The sequence below is a fragment of the Dorea longicatena genome, from assembly GCF_025150085.1.
In the GTDB taxonomy this organism is placed as follows: Bacteria; Bacillota; Clostridia; order Lachnospirales; family Lachnospiraceae; genus Dorea_A; species Dorea_A longicatena.
In genome coordinates, this window is the sequence record NZ_CP102280.1 from 2,357,540 (window position 1) to 2,374,159 (window position 16,620).

At 40.9% G+C, this 16,620-nt stretch carries 18 protein-coding genes and 1 riboswitch; all 18 genes read right to left on the reverse strand.

The window, feature by feature from the left end; genetic code table 11:
- Nucleotides 1-45: 45 nt before the first annotated feature.
- The 18 genes from pdxT to NQ508_RS11315 all read right to left on the reverse strand — a co-directional run bounded on the left by pdxT (nt 46) and on the right by NQ508_RS11315 (nt 16,606).
- Nucleotides 46-627 carry a pyridoxal 5'-phosphate synthase glutaminase subunit PdxT gene (gene pdxT, locus NQ508_RS11230; RefSeq protein ID WP_006428358.1) on the reverse strand — a complete coding sequence of 194 codons (582 nt, stop codon included), beginning with the start codon at nt 625-627 and terminating at the stop codon, nt 46-48.
- Nucleotide 628: 1 nt separating this feature from the next.
- The gene (pdxS, locus tag NQ508_RS11235; protein ID WP_044920367.1) at nt 629-1,504 is read right to left on the reverse strand and encodes a pyridoxal 5'-phosphate synthase lyase subunit PdxS; all 876 of its coding nucleotides are present in this window, start codon (nt 1,502-1,504) and stop codon (nt 629-631) included.
- 251 nt (nt 1,505-1,755) lie between these two features.
- On the reverse strand, nt 1,756-2,190 hold the full coding sequence (locus NQ508_RS11240) for an RrF2 family transcriptional regulator (protein ID WP_006428356.1): 435 nt from the start codon (nt 2,188-2,190) through the stop codon (nt 1,756-1,758).
- 124 nt (nt 2,191-2,314) lie between these two features.
- On the reverse strand, nt 2,315-2,860 hold the full coding sequence (locus NQ508_RS11245) for a hydrolase (protein ID WP_006428355.1): 546 nt from the start codon (nt 2,858-2,860) through the stop codon (nt 2,315-2,317).
- 163 nt (nt 2,861-3,023) lie between these two features.
- Entirely contained in the window at nt 3,024-4,205 is a 1,182-nt protein-coding gene (locus tag NQ508_RS11250; protein WP_215727180.1) for a cation:proton antiporter, read from the reverse strand.
- Between the two features lie 97 nt (nt 4,206-4,302).
- A riboswitch (Fluoride riboswitch) is annotated at nt 4,303-4,378 on the reverse strand.
- Between the two features lie 43 nt (nt 4,379-4,421).
- A complete protein-coding gene (gene fliB, locus NQ508_RS11255) occupies nt 4,422-5,615 on the reverse strand; it encodes a flagellin lysine-N-methylase (RefSeq protein WP_006428352.1) in 1,194 nt (397 codons plus the stop codon).
- Nucleotides 5,616-5,813: 198 nt separating this feature from the next.
- Nucleotides 5,814-6,440: a L(+)-tartrate dehydratase subunit beta gene (gene ttdB / locus NQ508_RS11260; RefSeq protein ID WP_006428351.1), complete on the reverse strand. Its 627-nt coding sequence runs from the start codon at nt 6,438-6,440 to the stop codon at nt 5,814-5,816.
- Complete coding sequence (gene ttdA, locus NQ508_RS11265) at nt 6,440-7,339, reverse strand: L(+)-tartrate dehydratase subunit alpha (protein ID WP_022416354.1); 900 nt, start codon at nt 7,337-7,339, stop codon at nt 6,440-6,442. Before ttdA ends, ttdB begins: the two co-directional genes overlap by 1 nt.
- A gap of 170 nt (nt 7,340-7,509) precedes the next feature.
- Entirely contained in the window at nt 7,510-8,778 is a 1,269-nt protein-coding gene (locus NQ508_RS11270; protein WP_044920365.1) for an SLC13 family permease, read from the reverse strand.
- A 296-nt stretch (nt 8,779-9,074) separates the two neighbouring features.
- Nucleotides 9,075-9,719: a GntR family transcriptional regulator gene (locus NQ508_RS11275; protein ID WP_006428348.1), complete on the reverse strand. Its 645-nt coding sequence runs from the start codon at nt 9,717-9,719 to the stop codon at nt 9,075-9,077.
- Nucleotides 9,716-10,321 (reverse strand): GntR family transcriptional regulator, encoded by a 606-nt coding sequence (locus tag NQ508_RS11280; protein ID WP_006428347.1) that lies wholly within the window; start codon nt 10,319-10,321, stop codon nt 9,716-9,718. The genes NQ508_RS11275 and NQ508_RS11280 overlap by 4 nt, the downstream gene beginning before the upstream one ends.
- 123 nt (nt 10,322-10,444) lie before the next feature.
- On the reverse strand, nt 10,445-10,876 hold the full coding sequence (locus tag NQ508_RS11285) for a hypothetical protein (protein WP_044920363.1): 432 nt from the start codon (nt 10,874-10,876) through the stop codon (nt 10,445-10,447).
- A gap of 236 nt (nt 10,877-11,112) precedes the next feature.
- Entirely contained in the window at nt 11,113-12,795 is a 1,683-nt protein-coding gene (locus tag NQ508_RS11290) for a Na/Pi cotransporter family protein (RefSeq protein ID WP_006428345.1), read from the reverse strand.
- A gap of 280 nt (nt 12,796-13,075) precedes the next feature.
- Nucleotides 13,076-13,543 (reverse strand): low molecular weight protein-tyrosine-phosphatase, encoded by a 468-nt coding sequence (locus NQ508_RS11295; protein ID WP_044920452.1) that lies wholly within the window; start codon nt 13,541-13,543, stop codon nt 13,076-13,078.
- Between the two features lie 179 nt (nt 13,544-13,722).
- A complete protein-coding gene (locus NQ508_RS11300) occupies nt 13,723-14,922 on the reverse strand; it encodes a site-specific integrase (RefSeq protein WP_006428343.1) in 1,200 nt (399 codons plus the stop codon).
- A 135-nt stretch (nt 14,923-15,057) separates the two neighbouring features.
- On the reverse strand, nt 15,058-15,267 hold the full coding sequence (locus NQ508_RS11305; protein WP_004844954.1) for a MerR family transcriptional regulator: 210 nt from the start codon (nt 15,265-15,267) through the stop codon (nt 15,058-15,060).
- Nucleotides 15,264-16,079 (reverse strand): ATP-binding protein, encoded by an 816-nt coding sequence (locus tag NQ508_RS11310; protein WP_006428342.1) that lies wholly within the window; start codon nt 16,077-16,079, stop codon nt 15,264-15,266. Before NQ508_RS11310 ends, NQ508_RS11305 begins: the two co-directional genes overlap by 4 nt.
- Entirely contained in the window at nt 16,079-16,606 is a 528-nt protein-coding gene (locus tag NQ508_RS11315; RefSeq protein WP_006428341.1) for a replication initiator protein A, read from the reverse strand. The genes NQ508_RS11310 and NQ508_RS11315 overlap by 1 nt, the downstream gene beginning before the upstream one ends.
- Between the last annotated feature and the right edge of the window lie 14 nt (nt 16,607-16,620).

Genomic DNA, 16,620 nt, shown 5'->3' on the forward strand with positions numbered 1-16,620 from the left:
TATTACATAAAATGTCGTTCCGTCTTCATATTATAAATGACGTTTCTATACAGCCTGTGCCTTGCTTCCTTTTATCATTTCTACAAAATATGCATGCACACTTGTATCATCATTCAGTTCCGGATGAAACGCAGTTGCAAGCTGGCTGCCCTGTCTTGCGGCCACAACTTTTCCATCTACTACGGCAAGTATCTCTGCCTCTCCGTAGACATCGTCAATATACGGTGCACGGATGAATGTCATTGGAATCTTTCCAATTTCTTTCATCTCATCTTCTATATAAAAGCTTCCAAGCTGTCTTCCATATGCATTCCGCTTTGCCAAAATGTTCATTGTGCCAAAGCATGGAACACCATCTTCTACCTGCTCTGCCAAAAGGATTAGTCCGGCACAGGTTCCGAATACCGGAAGTCCGTCCTCGATTTTCTTTTTCAATATATCGTAAATGTTCAGCTCGATCAGAAGCTTTCTCATAACGGTACTTTCTCCGCCCGGAAGGATCAGTCCGTCAAAAGAACGATCCAGATCTTCTTTTTTACGGATTTCGAAATGTTCCACGCCCAGGCGGTCCAGCATCTGTCCATGCTCTAAGAATGCTCCTTGCATTGCCAAGATTGCAATCGTCATCTTATTTTCCTCTTTCTGCCATTAATAATTCAATTTCCTGTTCGTTGATTCCCACCATTGCTTCGCCAAGATCTGTTGAAAGTTCAGCGATCAGTTTGGCATCTGTGTAGTTCGTAACTGCTTTCACAATAGAAGCCGCACGCTTTGCAGGATTACCAGATTTGAAGATTCCGGAACCTACGAATACACCTTCTGCTCCAAGCTGCATCATCAGTGCCGCATCTGCCGGTGTCGCAACTCCGCCTGCCGCAAAGTTTACGACCGGAAGTTTTCCATTTTCATGAACATATTCTACCAGATCGACCGGAACCTGTAACAGTTTTGCTGCTTCGAATAATTCGTCTGCTCTTAAGTTCTGGATGCGACGGATCTCCGCATTCATGGCTCTCATATGACGTACTGCCTGTACAACATCTCCGGTTCCCGGCTCGCCTTTTGTACGGATCATGGATGCACCCTCTGCGATACGGCGGAGTGTCTCACCGAGATCTCTTGCACCACATACGAATGGTACTTTGAACTCTTTTTTATTAATATGGTAAATGTCATCGGCCGGTGAAAGTACTTCGCTTTCATCAATATAATCAATCTCAATTGCTTCCAGAATCTGCGCTTCTACAAAATGTCCGATTCTGCATTTTGCCATAACCGGTATGGATACTGCTTCCTGAATGCCACGGATCATCTTCGGATCGCTCATACGGGATACGCCGCCTGCTGCGCGGATATCTGCCGGAATTCTTTCCAGGGCCATGACTGCACATGCACCTGCTTCTTCTGCGATCTTTGCCTGCTCCGGAGTTGTTACATCCATGATAACTCCACCTTTTAACATCTGTGCCAGCTGCTTATTTAATTCATATCTGTTCTCTTTCATAGTTCCTGTACCTTTCCTATATGTTTTGTCTGTAATTTCTATGAGTCTTATCATACTCTTATCTGGTATTTTTAAAACATCCAGTTTTTATGTTTTTGTGCATACCAGTTTTGTTATACTAATTTGAAATTATTTCGATACACAGAATCTGTTACTTGAGGCTTCACTTACAAATCTTCGCCAAAAAAACAGCAGGTTTCCACCTGCTGCACACAAAATTTCCCATTTTCTGTTATTTTCTCTCCACCTCTTTACAGATCCAGCTTCTCACACTTCTCTTCATGATTTTTTACCAGATCTGCGAGTGTCACACCGTCCACATACTGGTCGATTACTTTCTTAAGTCCTTCCCAGAACTCAAGTGTGGAACACTGATCCTGTCTCTCGCAGCGATTCGGCACGTCATCCAGACACGCAATCGGCGCAAGGCTTCCTTCCGTTGTACGGATAATATCTCCGGCTGTATATTCTTCCGGCTCTTTCGCCAGCATATAACCACCGTTATTGCCACGATAACTTCTTACATATCCGGCCTTTGTCAGCATCGGCATAATCTGTTCCATATATTTTAATGTAATTCCCTGTCTTGCCGATATGTCTTTCAGACGAATATATTCCCCATTTGCATTCTCTGCCAGATCAATCATAATTCTCAGTGCATATCTGCCCTTTGTTGATATCTTCATAGTACTTCACCTTTCATCCGGGTCTCTTCTCCCGGCTCATCTCCTACTTAATTACTATGATATCACATTTTTTGACAAATGCCAATCCTCCGAACCATTCGTCCGTTATCCTTTTTCGCCTTTTTTAATCCTGGAATGTCTTCAAAGCATCAATTGTTCTCTGAATCAGATCTTCCAGTGTCCATCCAAGCATATCCGCTCCGCGTTCGATGACTTCTCTGGAACATCCTGCTGCGAAATTCTTGCTCTTGTATTTTTTCTTTACAGACTTTAATGTCAGATCCTGTACACTTTTTGACGGACGCATCAATACAACAGCTCCGATCAGACCCGTCAGTTCGTCAACCGCATACAATATTTTTTCCATCTCGTGCTCCGGTTTGATATCCACTGTAATCGCATAGCCGTGACTCGCCGTTGCATGGATGATCTTCTCATCAATTCCTCGTTCTTTCATGATCTCCTGCGATTTGATACAGTGTTCTTCCGGATATTTTTCAAAATCCAGATCGTGTAAAAGTCCTACGATTCCCCAGAAATCTTCCTCATCCGCAAACCCGAGCTCTCTTGCGAAATAACGCATCGTATTCTCTACTGTCTGTGCATGCAGGAGATGAAATTCATCCTGGTTATATTCGGTTAATAATTCCCATGCTTCTTCTCTTGTCATATGGCAGTCCTCCGTTTATTTCATGTTATTTTTGTGTTCCTTTATTATATGAACATAGTTTTCTTTCTTTTCCTATATGTTTTATATGATATCACGGAACTGCCATTTGTCAATCAGATATTGGATCTACTTTATTTTATACTGAGAATACATTGCAATGGAATCACTTAGTTTTTGCCAGAAATTTTTTGTAACTGCTATCAATCGCAAATGCTCCAAGCGGTGCAGTCAGTACAATTGCAAGCACTGCTACCGTCAGAACCACATCGCCACAGGCAAATCCAAGCGCCAGAGGAATTCCTCCGATTGCAGCCTGTACGGTTGCTTTCGGTGTGTATGCCATCATCGTAAATAACTTTTCTTTTCCATTCATATCCGTTCCAAGCAGACATACAAAGACCCCTGTCATTCGGAAGATCAGTGCGCCACAGATTAAAACGACTGCCTTGAGTCCTACATGAGATAGATATCCGATATTTACAGTCGCACCAACCAGTACGAATAAGAATACCTCTGCTGCCACCCACATCTTTCCACATTTTACTGCAATCCTTTTTGCAGCCACTTCCCTGTATTTCTGTAAGCCCACTCCCAGAAACATCACTGCAATTAACGCCGAGAACGTAATTGCAGTTGTCATATGATCTTCTGCCACTACCAGTAAAAATGAAATACTGAGTAAGATTAATACCTTTACGGTATCCCGGATATGTACTTTCTCAAAATACCGTGCAAGAAGCCATCCGGCAAGTAATCCAATGATCATTCCCAGGATAATAGATATCGGAATATTCAGGAAACTCATAACCGATACGCTTTTTCCCTGCATAATCCCTGAAAAGGTCGTAAATAATACGATGACATATACATCATCCACCGAAGCGCCCGCAAGAATCAACTGTGGGATTCCTTTTTCCGTTCCATAGCCTTCTTCCATCAATCTTACCATACGCGGCACGACAACCGCCGGTGAAACCGCCGCAAGTACAGATCCTAATATTGCCGCTTCCAGCACAGAAAGTCCCAGTAACCTTGGTGCTAGCACTAACATTCCCAACAGCTCAAAACTCGCCGGTACAAAGCACATCATTACCGCCGGACGCCCGATTTTTTTCAAACCGGAAATGTCAAGCCCTAATCCGGCCCTCATCAGAATAATGATCAGTGCCATCTTCCTAAGTTCCGATGAAATATTTAACAGATTTTCATCCAGAAGATTCAGCACATACGGTCCCAGAACGATACCGGTGAGAAGCATTCCCAGAAGCCCCGGCAGTTTTAATTTTTTACAGATCCAGCTCATCCCCATACCACAGAGCAGGATCAGCGCAACGCTTAGTAACATTTTATATTCCTCCTTATCTACAGAATCTGCCACTGGCAGTTTCTTTCAACCGCATAGCGATCTATAAACGCAGAAAAAGCTGAGACTTTCTGCGTCATTATTCGCAGAAGTCATCAGCTTTATAAGCGGTTCTAGTATGATCACTAAGGGAGAACTTCATTCCCTTCTAAAAGTTATAACATACCTGTATGGTATTTTGCAACTGTAGTTTCAATTTTAATGCCTGTCCATCTCCTTATCACCGTCATTTTCTTTCTTAAACCAGGATAACAGATCTCTCCTCATCAGCTTTTCCATCAGGTTCAGATTCGGATCGGAATGCTCCAGTTCTCTGGAATAACGATATACGGTATCTATCACATCCTCCATCTCCAGTGTCTTCTCATTCTTCAGCCACTGTGCCAGCAGAAGTTCGTGGATCAAAAGTACACTGACAACCGCCATCTGTACCTTTACATAAGCTTCCCCGTCATACACTGCACCACAGAAATAAGTGCTGATAAAGTACACCAGTAACTGCTCATACTGGATCTCATAATCTGGCATATATGTATTCAGCCATTCGTGAAATTCTCGTTTGTTCTTTGTATACTGTTCTTTGTACTTTGTACATTGTTCTTCACTGTCGCTGCAACCAATATCTCCGTAAAGTAAACTTTCTGCCTCAAGAAGATGCGGTTCCCAGTCATCCCTTAAGCGTTCCATCAGATACTGATTCCGGAACATTTTCTTAATAAATGCATAGTTCTCATCTTCTGATAATTTTGCTTCAACGAATTGAACCGCCTTCTCCGTCTGATATTTTTCAAATACATCATCAATGGAAAAGATATCTTCTCTTTTGATCCGCACCTGCAAGTCATGTGCGATCGCCAGCACCAGACCAACCCGCAGATCCAGTCTCTTACTTCTGTCCTGAAGGATATTGATCATCACTTTTCTTGCATCTACCAATTTTGAATACAAGAATGGATCAAAATCATCATATTCTTCTTCCTTGTTGCTTTCATATGTCAGAAAGCGCACCGGTTCCTTTTTACCAAGCAGAATTCTTGCCACCTCCGGACAGGATACAGACAACGTCATCTCTCGGACATCTTCAAATTCTTCTACGTGTCTTGGATACATCTTACAAGTCCGGCACAGACTTTTTTCACCGAGTGCTGTATACATATCACAAAGATTTTCATCATTTAAAAAGGCACAGCGCTTATTCCTGTCCTGCTTAAAGGTTCCTTCTTTCCAGTTAATGGACTTTCTTAATCTTTTTCTAAATGATCCGGTTACTTTCTTATATTTTTTCAACGCTGCTTCGTCCGCCACAATCTGCCAGCCGGCGCAGCATGTATCTTCACATTCGCCTGCAATACAGGAAAATTCATGGTAATAATCCGGGATTGTATATAACATTGATTCTTCCTCCAGTTTTTATACAAAATCAATTCAACTTTGAGCATTATACCACATAATTTTTGTTAGAGGACAGAACATTTTTAGTTTGGTATAAAAATCCCCCGGGCTCTTTAGGAGGAATCGCCCGGGGGAAAACTGCATAACTTACATTAGTATAAAAGGGTTCTCAAGGATTTACTGTAATTATTATCCTAATTATTTAATAAAGCTTACATGCTTACAAATCTCTTCTGTAGCAGCATCTTTCTTCTTATTGTATTCAATCTTTCTTTCTTCAAAGAGGTTGTCTCCGTTTGCATCGATAGAAACAATCAGTGGTCCGAATTCTTTTACGCGGCAGTTCCAGAGTGTCTCTGGCATTCCGAGATCTCTCCACTCAGCTCTTACGATCTCTTCTACTTCTGTAGCAGCTACTACAGCGTTACCTGCAGGGAATACGCAGTGGATTGCTCCGAATTCTTTACATGCACGCTCTGTATTTTCTTTCATACCACCTTTACCGATGATCACACGTACACCAGTCTCTTTTACGAATTCGTACTCGAATTTTTCCATTCTCATACTTGTTGTCGGTCCTACAGATACCATTTCGAATTTGTCATTTTCCAGTGGACGGATAATCGGTCCTGCGTGGAAGATTGCATTATTTCTTACGTCTACAGGAAGCTCTCTTCCTTCTTCTACCAGACGGCGGTGTGCAACGTCTCGGCATGTTGTCATGCTTCCGTTCAGATATACGATGTCGCCAATCTTGATGTCTTTTAAGTCTTCTGCTGAAATAGGTGTTGTTAAGATTTTTTTACCGTTCTTTACTTCTACCATTATAATTCTACCCCCGTATGTGTTGTGATTGTGTAGTTCAGGTCCTTATCAAATACAATATGTCCTCTTCTGTGGCTCCAGCATCCTACGTTAACAGCTACACCGATTGTAGATGGGTGACGTGCTGTATTCTCGATGTTAACGCCCATTACAGAATATTTTCCGCCCATACCCTGTGGTCCAAGGCCGATTGCATTGATTCCGTCTTCGAGAAGAGTCTCCATCTTAGCTGCTCTTTCGTTCTCATTGTGTGATCCGATCGGACGCATCAGTGCTTTCTTAGAAAGAAGTGCTGCCGTCTCAACAGATGTTGCCACACCTACGCCAACGAGAAGCGGAGGGCAGGCATTCAATCCGTATGTTGTCATAACGTCCATAACGAACTTTGTAACTCCTTCGTATCCTTCACCCGGCATCAGAACCATAGCTTTTCCAGGAAGAGTACATCCGCCCCCTGCCATGTATGTATAGATCTCACATTTGTCTGAGTTCGGAACGATATCCCAGAATACAGTCGGTGTTCCTTTTCCTACGTTCTTTCCTGTGTTGTATTCATCAAATGTCTCTACACTGTTGTGACGGAGAGGTGCTTCAAATGTTGCTTTCACAACAGCGTCTTTCAGAAGTCCTTCCAGTTCGTCGATAAGTGGGAATTTTGTTCCACATTTTACCCAGAACTGTAATACACCTGTATCCTGACAGCTTGGTCTGTTCAGTTTTACAGCAAGTTCCTGGTTCTTGAACATGGTGTCATAAATTACCTTTGAAAGCGGGCTGTCTTCTTTCTCACGCAGCTCTGTTAATTTTTCAATGACATCATCCGGCAGTTTCTTTGCAATATGTGCAATAAATTTTGCCATATAATCTGTAAGTTGTGTTACCTGTTGTTCTTTAGACATTTTCATATCCTCCTTGAAATTCTATTAAAAATTTTTAGTTCCTATCTATATTCCCACAACAGTATTGTGATGAAAGACAGCGAAAACTTTTATCACAAACTGTCATGAGAGGTATGTCTGCTTACATCTTCCGTTTTTATGGAGATTAGAGGTCAAATACTTCCTTATGTTTATGGGAAGAATGGATAGAAGATTGGAAGCAAGATCATACTTACTATGGTTGCTACTACGATCATAGGAATACCTGCTTTCGCATAATCCTTGAACGTATATCCTCCTGCCGTTACTACCATGGTGTTGGCCGGCATTCCGATTGGTGTTGCAAATGCACAGGATCCTCCGATTACACATGCCATCAGTACGGCACTTGGATCTGCACCCATGCCCTGTGCGATGGATACTCCGATCGGAGCCATCAGTGCTGTCGTTGCTGTGTTTGACATAAAGTTTGTCATGATACAGCAGAGCATGAAGATTACAAATGTTAATATGTATGGTGAAGGGTTATCTCCCAGCATTCCGATTACTTTATCTGCGATCAGTTCTCCGGCACCGGTTGCTTCCAGTGCAGACGCAAGGGAAAGCGTACCTCCGAATAAGAAGATCGTCTTCAAGTCGATGGAAAGAAGCGCGTCTTTCTCACTGATAACGCCTGTAACGATCAGTGCAAGCGCTCCCACGCATCCTATGACACATAACTTAATACCAATCTGCTCTTCAAAGATCATTCCCAAAAGTGTTAATAACAGGATGATCAGTGAAAGGTTCTGTTTCCACTTTGGAACATTGCTGAAATCTTTTGTCTCATCGAAGATTCCCTCACTGCTTGTGTCCACTTTATCCGGCAGAAATTTGTATCCAAACAGTGCGAAGAAAATAATTCCTACGATCAAAATCGGAAGTCCTACTTTCGCATAATCGAAGAATCCGAATTTCAATCCGATCTTCTCCATAGATGACTGTGCGATCATGTTACCAGGTGCACCGATCAGTGAAAGGTTACCTCCCATGGCTGCTGCAAATACCAGCGGCATTAACAGTCTTGATCTTGAATATCCTGATTTTGCGGCGATACCGATGACTACCGGAATCAGGATTGCGGCTGTTCCTGTGTTGGAAAGGAAACCGCTCATCGCTCCAACGATCACCATGATCGCAACGATCAGCTGCCTCTCTGTCTTGGCGAAATGTGTAACCACTCCTCCGATCTTGTTGGCCATCCCCGTCTCAAAAAGTGCCCCACCGACAATGAACATTGCAACAAACAAGATTACATTGCTGTCGATGAATCCCGAGAATGCAACCTGCCAGTCCAAAACTCCTGTGACTACCAGTCCTACACAGACAATCATCGATGTTACCCCAAGTGGAATCTTTTCAAGCATGAACATGATGATTGCGAATGCCAGAAACAGTAATGTAATTGTTATCTGACTCATCTTCATTACCTCCTTGTAATTATTTCGTTCGATTTCTCGGATACGTTTTCGTTTGATGTCTGATATTTGATTTTGTATCCAAATCTTGATTATAAAATACTCCTTAATGATAAAAATGTCAATAGGTATTTATAGATTTTGGCATATGTTATAAAACTGTATATCGTCTTTTGTTCAAAATCACCATATTCAGCGTTTTTTGTATTGAAAGGACCTGCCACAGGCAACTTTTCTTGCATACTTAGACAAAAAAAGTGCATTGTTATTCACCACAAAGGTAAATAACAACGCACTAATTATTTATAATATGTAAGCATATCATCCCGGCTCCGCATAATATGATCATACATCGCCTTCTGTGCTTCCTTCTGATCATGAGCCTTGATTGCTCTCCATATCCTTTCATGTTCTTTAATCGACACTTTCGCATAATCCTCTTCTGATACCATGCTGCCCATAGACAGACCATTCCATAATTCAGAAATCATATTTTTCATCTTCTGGTTACCTGCTGCAGACCAGATCTCATGATGAAATGCACGGTTCAGATCTGTATATTGCTTTAAATTGCCTTCCTTCAGAGCCTCTTCTGCTTCTTCGTACACGGATTCTATCTCCGATATGTCCGTCTCCGGCTCTGCTGCAAGCAATGCTGCCGCACTTTCCAAAATTGCACGAAGTTGATAATGTTCTTTAATATAAGTTTCCGTAATTCCAAGTACTACAGCTCCTTTGTTCTTGCGCAACTGTATTAACCCATCTCTTGCAAGTATCTGAAATGCCTCTCTTACCGGCATCGCCGATACATTTAACTGTGTGGCTACACTTTCCAGTGAAAGGACTTCTCCTTCTTTCATCTGCCTGGACAAGATTGCCTTCCTAAGTTCTGCCGCTACCTTTTCCTTGGCCGACGGCATCTTAATTGGTTTTAATCCATTCATTCATTCATCCCTCTCTCTTCATTGACCGCTCTTGCAAGCAATTTAAAATATACATCCAGAGATTTTTCTACTTTCTTCAGTTCCCCATTTTCTAAAAGTTCTGTCATCTTATCCTTTTCTTCTTTTATCTTATCTGCATAATGTCCCGTTGATAGTGCAAAACGGATATAGCTGTCACTGGCATTTCTTAAAAGTCTTTTGATATACTCATTTTCCACCAGATCACACATGGCTTCTGCAGGCTGTACCTCTCCTGACAATCCCGATGTCATAAGCAACTCTTCCAACTGCGCAGTCTTTCCACTATGTTTCAGACTCTTCAATGCCTTCTTTGTCATCTCCGAAATCATACTGTAGATCAGACATATCTGTTCTTTATCCAATTCTGTCACAGTAATTCTTCTGGTTGCAAGGCGGATAATTAACCCCTGATTTTCCAGGATCTGGAAAGCTTCCCGGATTGGAATTCTGGAAGCTTCAAACGCTTCTGCCAGTTCTTCTTGTTTTAACTGACTTCCTCCGGGAATTCTTCCGGACAATATTTCATCAGCGATCTGTTCCGCCATATAGTCGCTCAATCTTTTTTCTGATATATCTTTCATAATTTTCCCCTTGATTTAAAACCTTATAACAATAATGTATCCAAAATCAAGGAAAATGTAAAGAGTTATTTTTTCGTTTTCTAATATTTTGGGCTGCATATTCCACGAAAAAATCATAATATTTTACAAATATTTCTTCATATCCTGAATCAGTTTTTCACATGTCTTTTCAAATTTCTTTGCAAGTGAAATGCTTTCTTTTTCCGCTTCCGGATAACGATTTAATTTCTCTGTAATGGATTTTATTCCCATATTTGCCCCGTCGATCATCATTTCCGCAATCTTCGAACTGTCATCATTGAGCATCATCTTTACTTCAGCACTGATCCAGGCAAATGTCTCTGCTGCCTTTTCTGACAGCTTTTCCTCCTGCAATTTTCCTTCTGACAATCTTATTGATTCCTTCTCCATTTTTTCATAGTCTTCTTTATATTTACAGAACAAGTCCTGAAGCTCCTGACTTTTCAGATATACCGCCAACTGCTCGATACTATTCAGTGCCATCCGGCATCCAGAATTACATTCCTTCAGAATTTCGTATGTTGATGTGTCCATGATACTTCCTCCTTTTTAAATTGCTTGCTATCTTTTTATACTTTGTCTTTCTTCATGTATTTTTCATTATTTTTCTTTTATAGTATGTCTCGAATTTTGTTTTCTATGTATTTACCCTAAATAACACTGGCAATTTTTCTTGCATACTTAGCTATCTACAGAACACAGGATGATTAAAAAAAGCCCTTGCAGATATCATTTTAATATCCACAAAGGCTTTTCTATCTCTCATATTCTTAATTTACCATAAAATACTTCAGACTGATTTCATTAGACGCAACATCTGCAAGGTTGACACAGCTGTTTCCCATACGATCGATCAGATGCAAGATATTCGTAAATGGTGTCGTAAGGCTTGCTTTACATTTTCCTTTATTGACACGCTGTACATGTGCTTTTCGCATCTTCAGATCCAGATCCATGATCTTATCTTTCCGTTTGATCAGCTTCTCTGTCTGAACTGACTTATCACCCTGTAATGCCTTGATTGAATCGGTAAACATCTTCTCCAGTGTCTTCAGGCTTTTCTGCAACTCTTCCATCGCTTCCGGTGTATATTTGTATCTGTTTTCAATCTTTTCCTGTACACATTTGGCAACTTCTACACTCAGCGTTCCCATACGTTCCACATCGCTTAAGATGTACATAAGACTTGCCGTCTGTGCAGCCTGCTGCTCTGTCATTGTTCCGGCAGAGAACAAAGCTGCCAGATATTCCGTGATCTGATCCGTCAGTTTCTTAATCTGCAGTCCCTTTTCCTGCAGTGGTTCCAATTCATTCATATCTTCAGTTTTGACAATTGTGATCGTATCTGCCACAACAACTTTAACCATTTCACTCACACGAAGAATTTCCTTTGCAACCAACTGAAGTGCCGCTGCCGGCTGGTTTATGATCTTATCATCCAAAAATACCGGTTTTGCAGAATCCATATCGACTGCTTTTCCATCCGGAATCAACGTCATAACAATCTTCACCATGAATTTGATCAGACAGACCCAGATTAGTGTCATTGTAATATTGAATAATGTATGCGCATTTGCAATCTGTCTTGAGATCACCTCAACTTCTGGTCCTTTCGGAGAAATATGCTGGATCAGCGCTGCAAATGGTTTCACAAACCAGATAAATAGCAAACATCCGGAAATGTTGAAAATACAGTGTGCAACTGCTGTACGTTTCGCATCTTTTGTCTGACCGATACTTGCCAGAAGTGCTGTAATTGTAGTACCGATATTATCTCCAAGAAGGATTGGGATCGCACCTGCAAGTCCAAGCATACTTGTCACACCATCAGGTCCCGGCTGTGATGCAAAGTTCTGCAATACTGCAATCGTCGCACTACTACTCTGTACTACCAGTGTCATTAGTGTTCCGACAAATACCCCAAGTACCGGAATATGTGCTACTCTTTCAATCAGATTCGTGAACACTGGGCTGGATGCCAGCGGTTTCATAACATCTCCCATGGTCTCGATTCCAAGGAATAACAGACCAAATGCGAAGATTGTCTGACCGATACTCTTCACTTTTTCAGATTTCGCAATAAACGAAATGATAAATCCAATAAAGATAATGATATAGATGTAATCGCTGATCTTAAATGCGATGATCTGTGCCGTCATCGTCGTACCGATGTTCGCACCAAAGATGATTGAGATTGCCTGTGGAAGACTCATAAGTCCCGCACTGACAAAACCGATCGCCATAACGGTTGTCGCACTACTGCTCTGTAATACCGCTGTAGTAAGTGCTCCTGCAATAACCCCAAGTACCGGATTCTTAGTCAGAAGTGCCAGGATGCTTTTCATCTTTTCTCCTGCCGCTTTCTGCAGGCACTCACTCATCATATTCATTCCATAAATAAAGACTGCCAGGCCTCCTAAAAGCCCGAATATTATCTGCAATTTTTCATTCATAATATTTTCCCATTCTCCTTCATTCGTCTTCTGTAGAACCTGCCGCCGGCAGTTTCTTTCGAACACATGATGTTCCCTCGACGTTACGGGCTTATTGTAACGAAGGTGTATGCAGCCTATATCAAATCTATGTTAAATCTATGTAAAATTGTACCCGGAGTTTATATTACATTAAATTCTATGAAATTATTTTCGAAAAAATGTAAAGGAATCATCAAATGTATACAAAATTATCTGAATACTTAAGATGATTCCTTTTTATTGTTTACTCCTATTGTTTCTAATATAACGGTTCATTCTCCATCAGATATTGCAAGAATGCCTCGCAGCCTTCTTTCACATCGTCATAAGTCACGTCAAAATTCCCCGTGTACCACGGATCTGCAATGTCTCTTGCCTCTCCTGCATATTCCAGTAACAAATGCACCTTATGCTCCGGGTCTTTCCGGATGATGCGGTTGATGTTGCGGATATTCCACTGCTCCATGCCGATCAGGTAATCAAATTCTTCATAGTCTTTTTTCGTCATCTGGCGTGCTCTGTGGTTACCGCATGGGATTCCTTCTTCTCTTAACTTGTTCTGCGTTCCGTAGTGAACCGGATTGCCGTCTTCTTCGTTGCTGGTTCCGGCGGAGTCGATGTAGAAGGATGACTCTAGGTTCGCTTTCTTTACTAGATCTTTCATTACGTATTCTGCCATGGTTGAGCGGCAGATATTGCCGTGGCAAACAAATAGTACTTTTATCATTGTTGCATAACCTCGCATTTCTTAGTTTTTCTTGGTTTTTCGGGCTTTGTAAGCCTTTGTAAATTTTTGCTTTCTGGCATAACCTGGTTTATTTTCGCATAATATCGTCAGCAAAAGGTGTAAAATAAGGTGTATGTTTTTCCATTTTACACCTTGCTATTTTCAATTAAAAATCGTAATTACACAACCTGAATCCGGGCAACTTCTTCCCTGGCATCCTCAAGATTTACATGCGTATATGTATTCAGCGTTACGCTGATATCTGAGTGGCCCATCAAATATTGCAATGCTTTTGGATTCATTCCGGATTTTGCCATATTTGAGCAATAGGTGTGTCGGCATACATGCGGTGTAATGACAGGCATCTGTACTTTGTAAGTATTATTATACTTCTGAATGATGTGTTGGAAATAATGCTCCCAGTGCAGGGAATAACAGATACTTTCATTTTTATCAAAGTATAAGAATCCACTTTTTCCATCTACCATAGGTTCTGCTTTGGGTGGGTTTCGTTTTTCTATTATTTTCCGAAAGCATTCCTCTACATCTGCAGTCATAGGTATCTTTCTCGTTCCGCTGGTTGTTTTAGTCTCTTGAATATAATATCCGATTTTTGATTTTTTCTGCAATTGATGATCAATGTTGATCGTATGCTCCTTAAAATCAATGTCAGAAATGGTCAAACCACAAAATTCCGAGATGCGAAGGCCGGTTTTAAATAATATGTAAATCCCCTCATAATACCTGCAAAAATGAGGATCCTCCTTCACAAACCGTAGGAACTTTCGTTCCTCAGCCCTGCTGATTGCCTCTCTTGTCACACTGTCATTCACAACCACTTCCATTAGCTGAAACTGAAATGAATTTTTCCTGATCAGGTCATCATCCACTGCCAACTGAAATGCCGGACGAAGAACTCCTCGGATTGAATGGATGGAACTATAACTTTTCTTTTCTACCTGCTGAAGATGTATCAGCCAACATTTTGCATCCGAAATCCGAACCGTATCAATCCTTCTTTTTCCAAATGGATCTTTCTTCAATAAATTGATAACTGTTCCGTATCCTGCAACTGTAGTAGGTCTGACACCGGTTTTTGTTGATGTATATTTTTCAACCAGTTCCAGTACCGTCATATTTCCGCCATTTGTTGCAATCTGCTCAAAATGGTCCGCCTGGATTTTCTTCTCCATCTCCCGAAGCGACAAAGTACGGCGCTTTCCTTTCGGAGTTGCATCGTTATGGTCTAAGCGCCAGCTATATACGCAGCACTCCTTTCCCATCTCATCGACATACTTAAATCGATATCTGCCATCAGATAACTGTATTTCTCCATTGTGTAATATACGTCCTCTATGATCTCTCCTTTTTTCACTCATAATTTTTTAGTCTCCTTCATCAAATGTTCATTTAACTTGGAAGACCTTCTCGGTTTATTCATTATACCACAAGACCTTCTCTTCGCTAAGATAAAATGAACATTATTTTCATTACTATTTCTTCTATTCTGTCACTTAAACTGTACTGGCTGTATCCAGATAATCTTCAAATAATTTCCTTTTAAATCGGATATGAGAACCCACTTCCAAAATAAAATCTGCTCCTTCATTTTCACCTGCAATCTGTCTTAATCTCTTTTCTCCGATTCCGTAATATTCAGCTGCTTCGGAAACATTTAAAGAATATTTCTTCCAAACAGGTATTGTTTTTTCTGTATGATTCATTCGCATTTCTCCTCCCCTCTGTTGGTATTCAACAGCGTTTTCGCTTTCTCCATTTTCATACTTGCAATCGCTTCTCGTTTGCTTGTGCCTCCAACATACATTGGCGTACACATTTCTAAAATACGGTCATAGATACGCCTTTTATCCAACATGGTCTCGCTTTTTATTTCTTTCAGTGGAAGATTAGTCGTAATGATCAATGGTCGTCCCGAACGGATCCTACGATCTATGACACTGAAAATAATTCCTAATGCATATTCTGAATTTCGTTCCACTCCAAGATCATCAATAATCAAAAGCTGATATGAAGCCAATGCATTGATATATTCCGTTTTGTCTGCCAGCGGAAATATATCATCGATAATGGTATTGAAGTTGGTCATCTTTACCGTTACCTCCTGCTTTAGAAGTTCATTGGCAATGCACCCGGCAATATAACTTTTCCCGGTACCAACCGGTCCCCAGAACAAACAGCCTATATGATTTCTTTTCATTTCCTCCCAGTTATCAACATAGCTTTTTGCCTTATGCATTACTGCATCTGACATATCTGCATTCTCAAATGTCCACTCTTCCATCCTGCTCTCGTCAAAACAGATGCTCGTATTTCTGCTGACTAATTCCCGGTGCTCTTTGTCTTTAAAATATTTTTGTTCTTCTTCATACGCTTTTCTGTCACAAGCACATTGCCTAGAATGTTTCTTCATCCCCATAAAGTCACCCTTAGGAAAAAATGCTTCTTTCGCTTCCCCACAGACTTTGCAATATTGCAAACCATCACTGCCTACACATACGGTATCTTCTTCTCTCATCACAAACTCTCTCCTTCCCCATAGCAATAATTTACTTCATGATATTTATTACTTTTATATTTCTCAGTTACTTTACTAGGTGCCACATTTCCGACTCCTGTACAGCCATTTTTACGACCAGATGAAGGTTGCTTTTCCGACTCTGTTGTAACCATCTTTTCAACCGCCTTATCGTCAACCGGCTGTAAACCTATCTCATCAGATGGAATTTTTACATATAAATGATTGGGTTTTGAAAATCCACCGGATCTACGAACCAATAATCCCTCATCATCTAATTCCTTCAATGCTGTTTTTACAGAAGATTTGCATTTGTCGATTTGAACAGACAATTCATCTATCGGAAAAATCAGATAAACATTTCCATACTTATCTATCCAGCTATTCTTTCTCGATATCCGCGCCCGGTCATACAAAACCATATAAAGAAATTTTGCAGTTTGAGAAATTCGCAACTTTAGCAAAAATTTCGGAAACTGGAAGTACTGAAGCATCTGCTCAGACTCCTTCATGTATTCATATTTCATTCTTTTCTCGCCTC

Bases quoted from the DNA above. Each gene is read 5' to 3' on its own strand.
- NQ508_RS11280 (WP_006428347.1), bottom strand. From the start codon at position 10,321: ATGAAAGATATATCAGAAAAAAGATTGAGCGACTATATGGCGGAACAG.
- NQ508_RS11315 (WP_006428341.1), bottom strand. From the start codon at position 16,606: ATGAAATATGAATACATGAAGGAGTCTGAGCAGATGCTTCAGTACTTC.
- NQ508_RS11240 (WP_006428356.1), bottom strand. From the start codon at position 2,190: ATGAAGATATCAACAAAGGGCAGATATGCACTGAGAATTATGATTGAT.
- NQ508_RS11270 (WP_044920365.1), bottom strand. From the start codon at position 8,778: ATGAGTCAGATAACAATTACATTACTGTTTCTGGCATTCGCAATCATC.
- NQ508_RS11275 (WP_006428348.1), bottom strand. From the start codon at position 9,719: ATGAATGGATTAAAACCAATTAAGATGCCGTCGGCCAAGGAAAAGGTA.
- NQ508_RS11310 (WP_006428342.1), bottom strand. From the start codon at position 16,079: ATGAGAGAAGAAGATACCGTATGTGTAGGCAGTGATGGTTTGCAATAT.
- NQ508_RS11250 (WP_215727180.1), bottom strand. From the start codon at position 4,205: ATGTTACTAAGCGTTGCGCTGATCCTGCTCTGTGGTATGGGGATGAGC.
- ttdB (WP_006428351.1), bottom strand. From the start codon at position 6,440: ATGGTAGAAGTAAAGAACGGTAAAAAAATCTTAACAACACCTATTTCA.
- NQ508_RS11290 (WP_006428345.1), bottom strand. From the start codon at position 12,795: ATGAATGAAAAATTGCAGATAATATTCGGGCTTTTAGGAGGCCTGGCA.
- NQ508_RS11295 (WP_044920452.1), bottom strand. From the start codon at position 13,543: ATGATAAAAGTACTATTTGTTTGCCACGGCAATATCTGCCGCTCAACC.
- pdxT (WP_006428358.1), bottom strand. From the start codon at position 627: ATGACGATTGCAATCTTGGCAATGCAAGGAGCATTCTTAGAGCATGGA.
- ttdA (WP_022416354.1), bottom strand. From the start codon at position 7,339: ATGTCTAAAGAACAACAGGTAACACAACTTACAGATTATATGGCAAAA.
- fliB (WP_006428352.1), bottom strand. From the start codon at position 5,615: ATGTTATATACAATCCCGGATTATTACCATGAATTTTCCTGTATTGCA.
- NQ508_RS11285 (WP_044920363.1), bottom strand. From the start codon at position 10,876: ATGGACACATCAACATACGAAATTCTGAAGGAATGTAATTCTGGATGC.
- NQ508_RS11300 (WP_006428343.1), bottom strand. From the start codon at position 14,922: ATGAGTGAAAAAAGGAGAGATCATAGAGGACGTATATTACACAATGGA.
- NQ508_RS11245 (WP_006428355.1), bottom strand. From the start codon at position 2,860: ATGACAAGAGAAGAAGCATGGGAATTATTAACCGAATATAACCAGGAT.
- pdxS (WP_044920367.1), bottom strand. From the start codon at position 1,504: ATGAAAGAGAACAGATATGAATTAAATAAGCAGCTGGCACAGATGTTA.
- NQ508_RS11305 (WP_004844954.1), bottom strand. From the start codon at position 15,267: ATGAATCATACAGAAAAAACAATACCTGTTTGGAAGAAATATTCTTTA.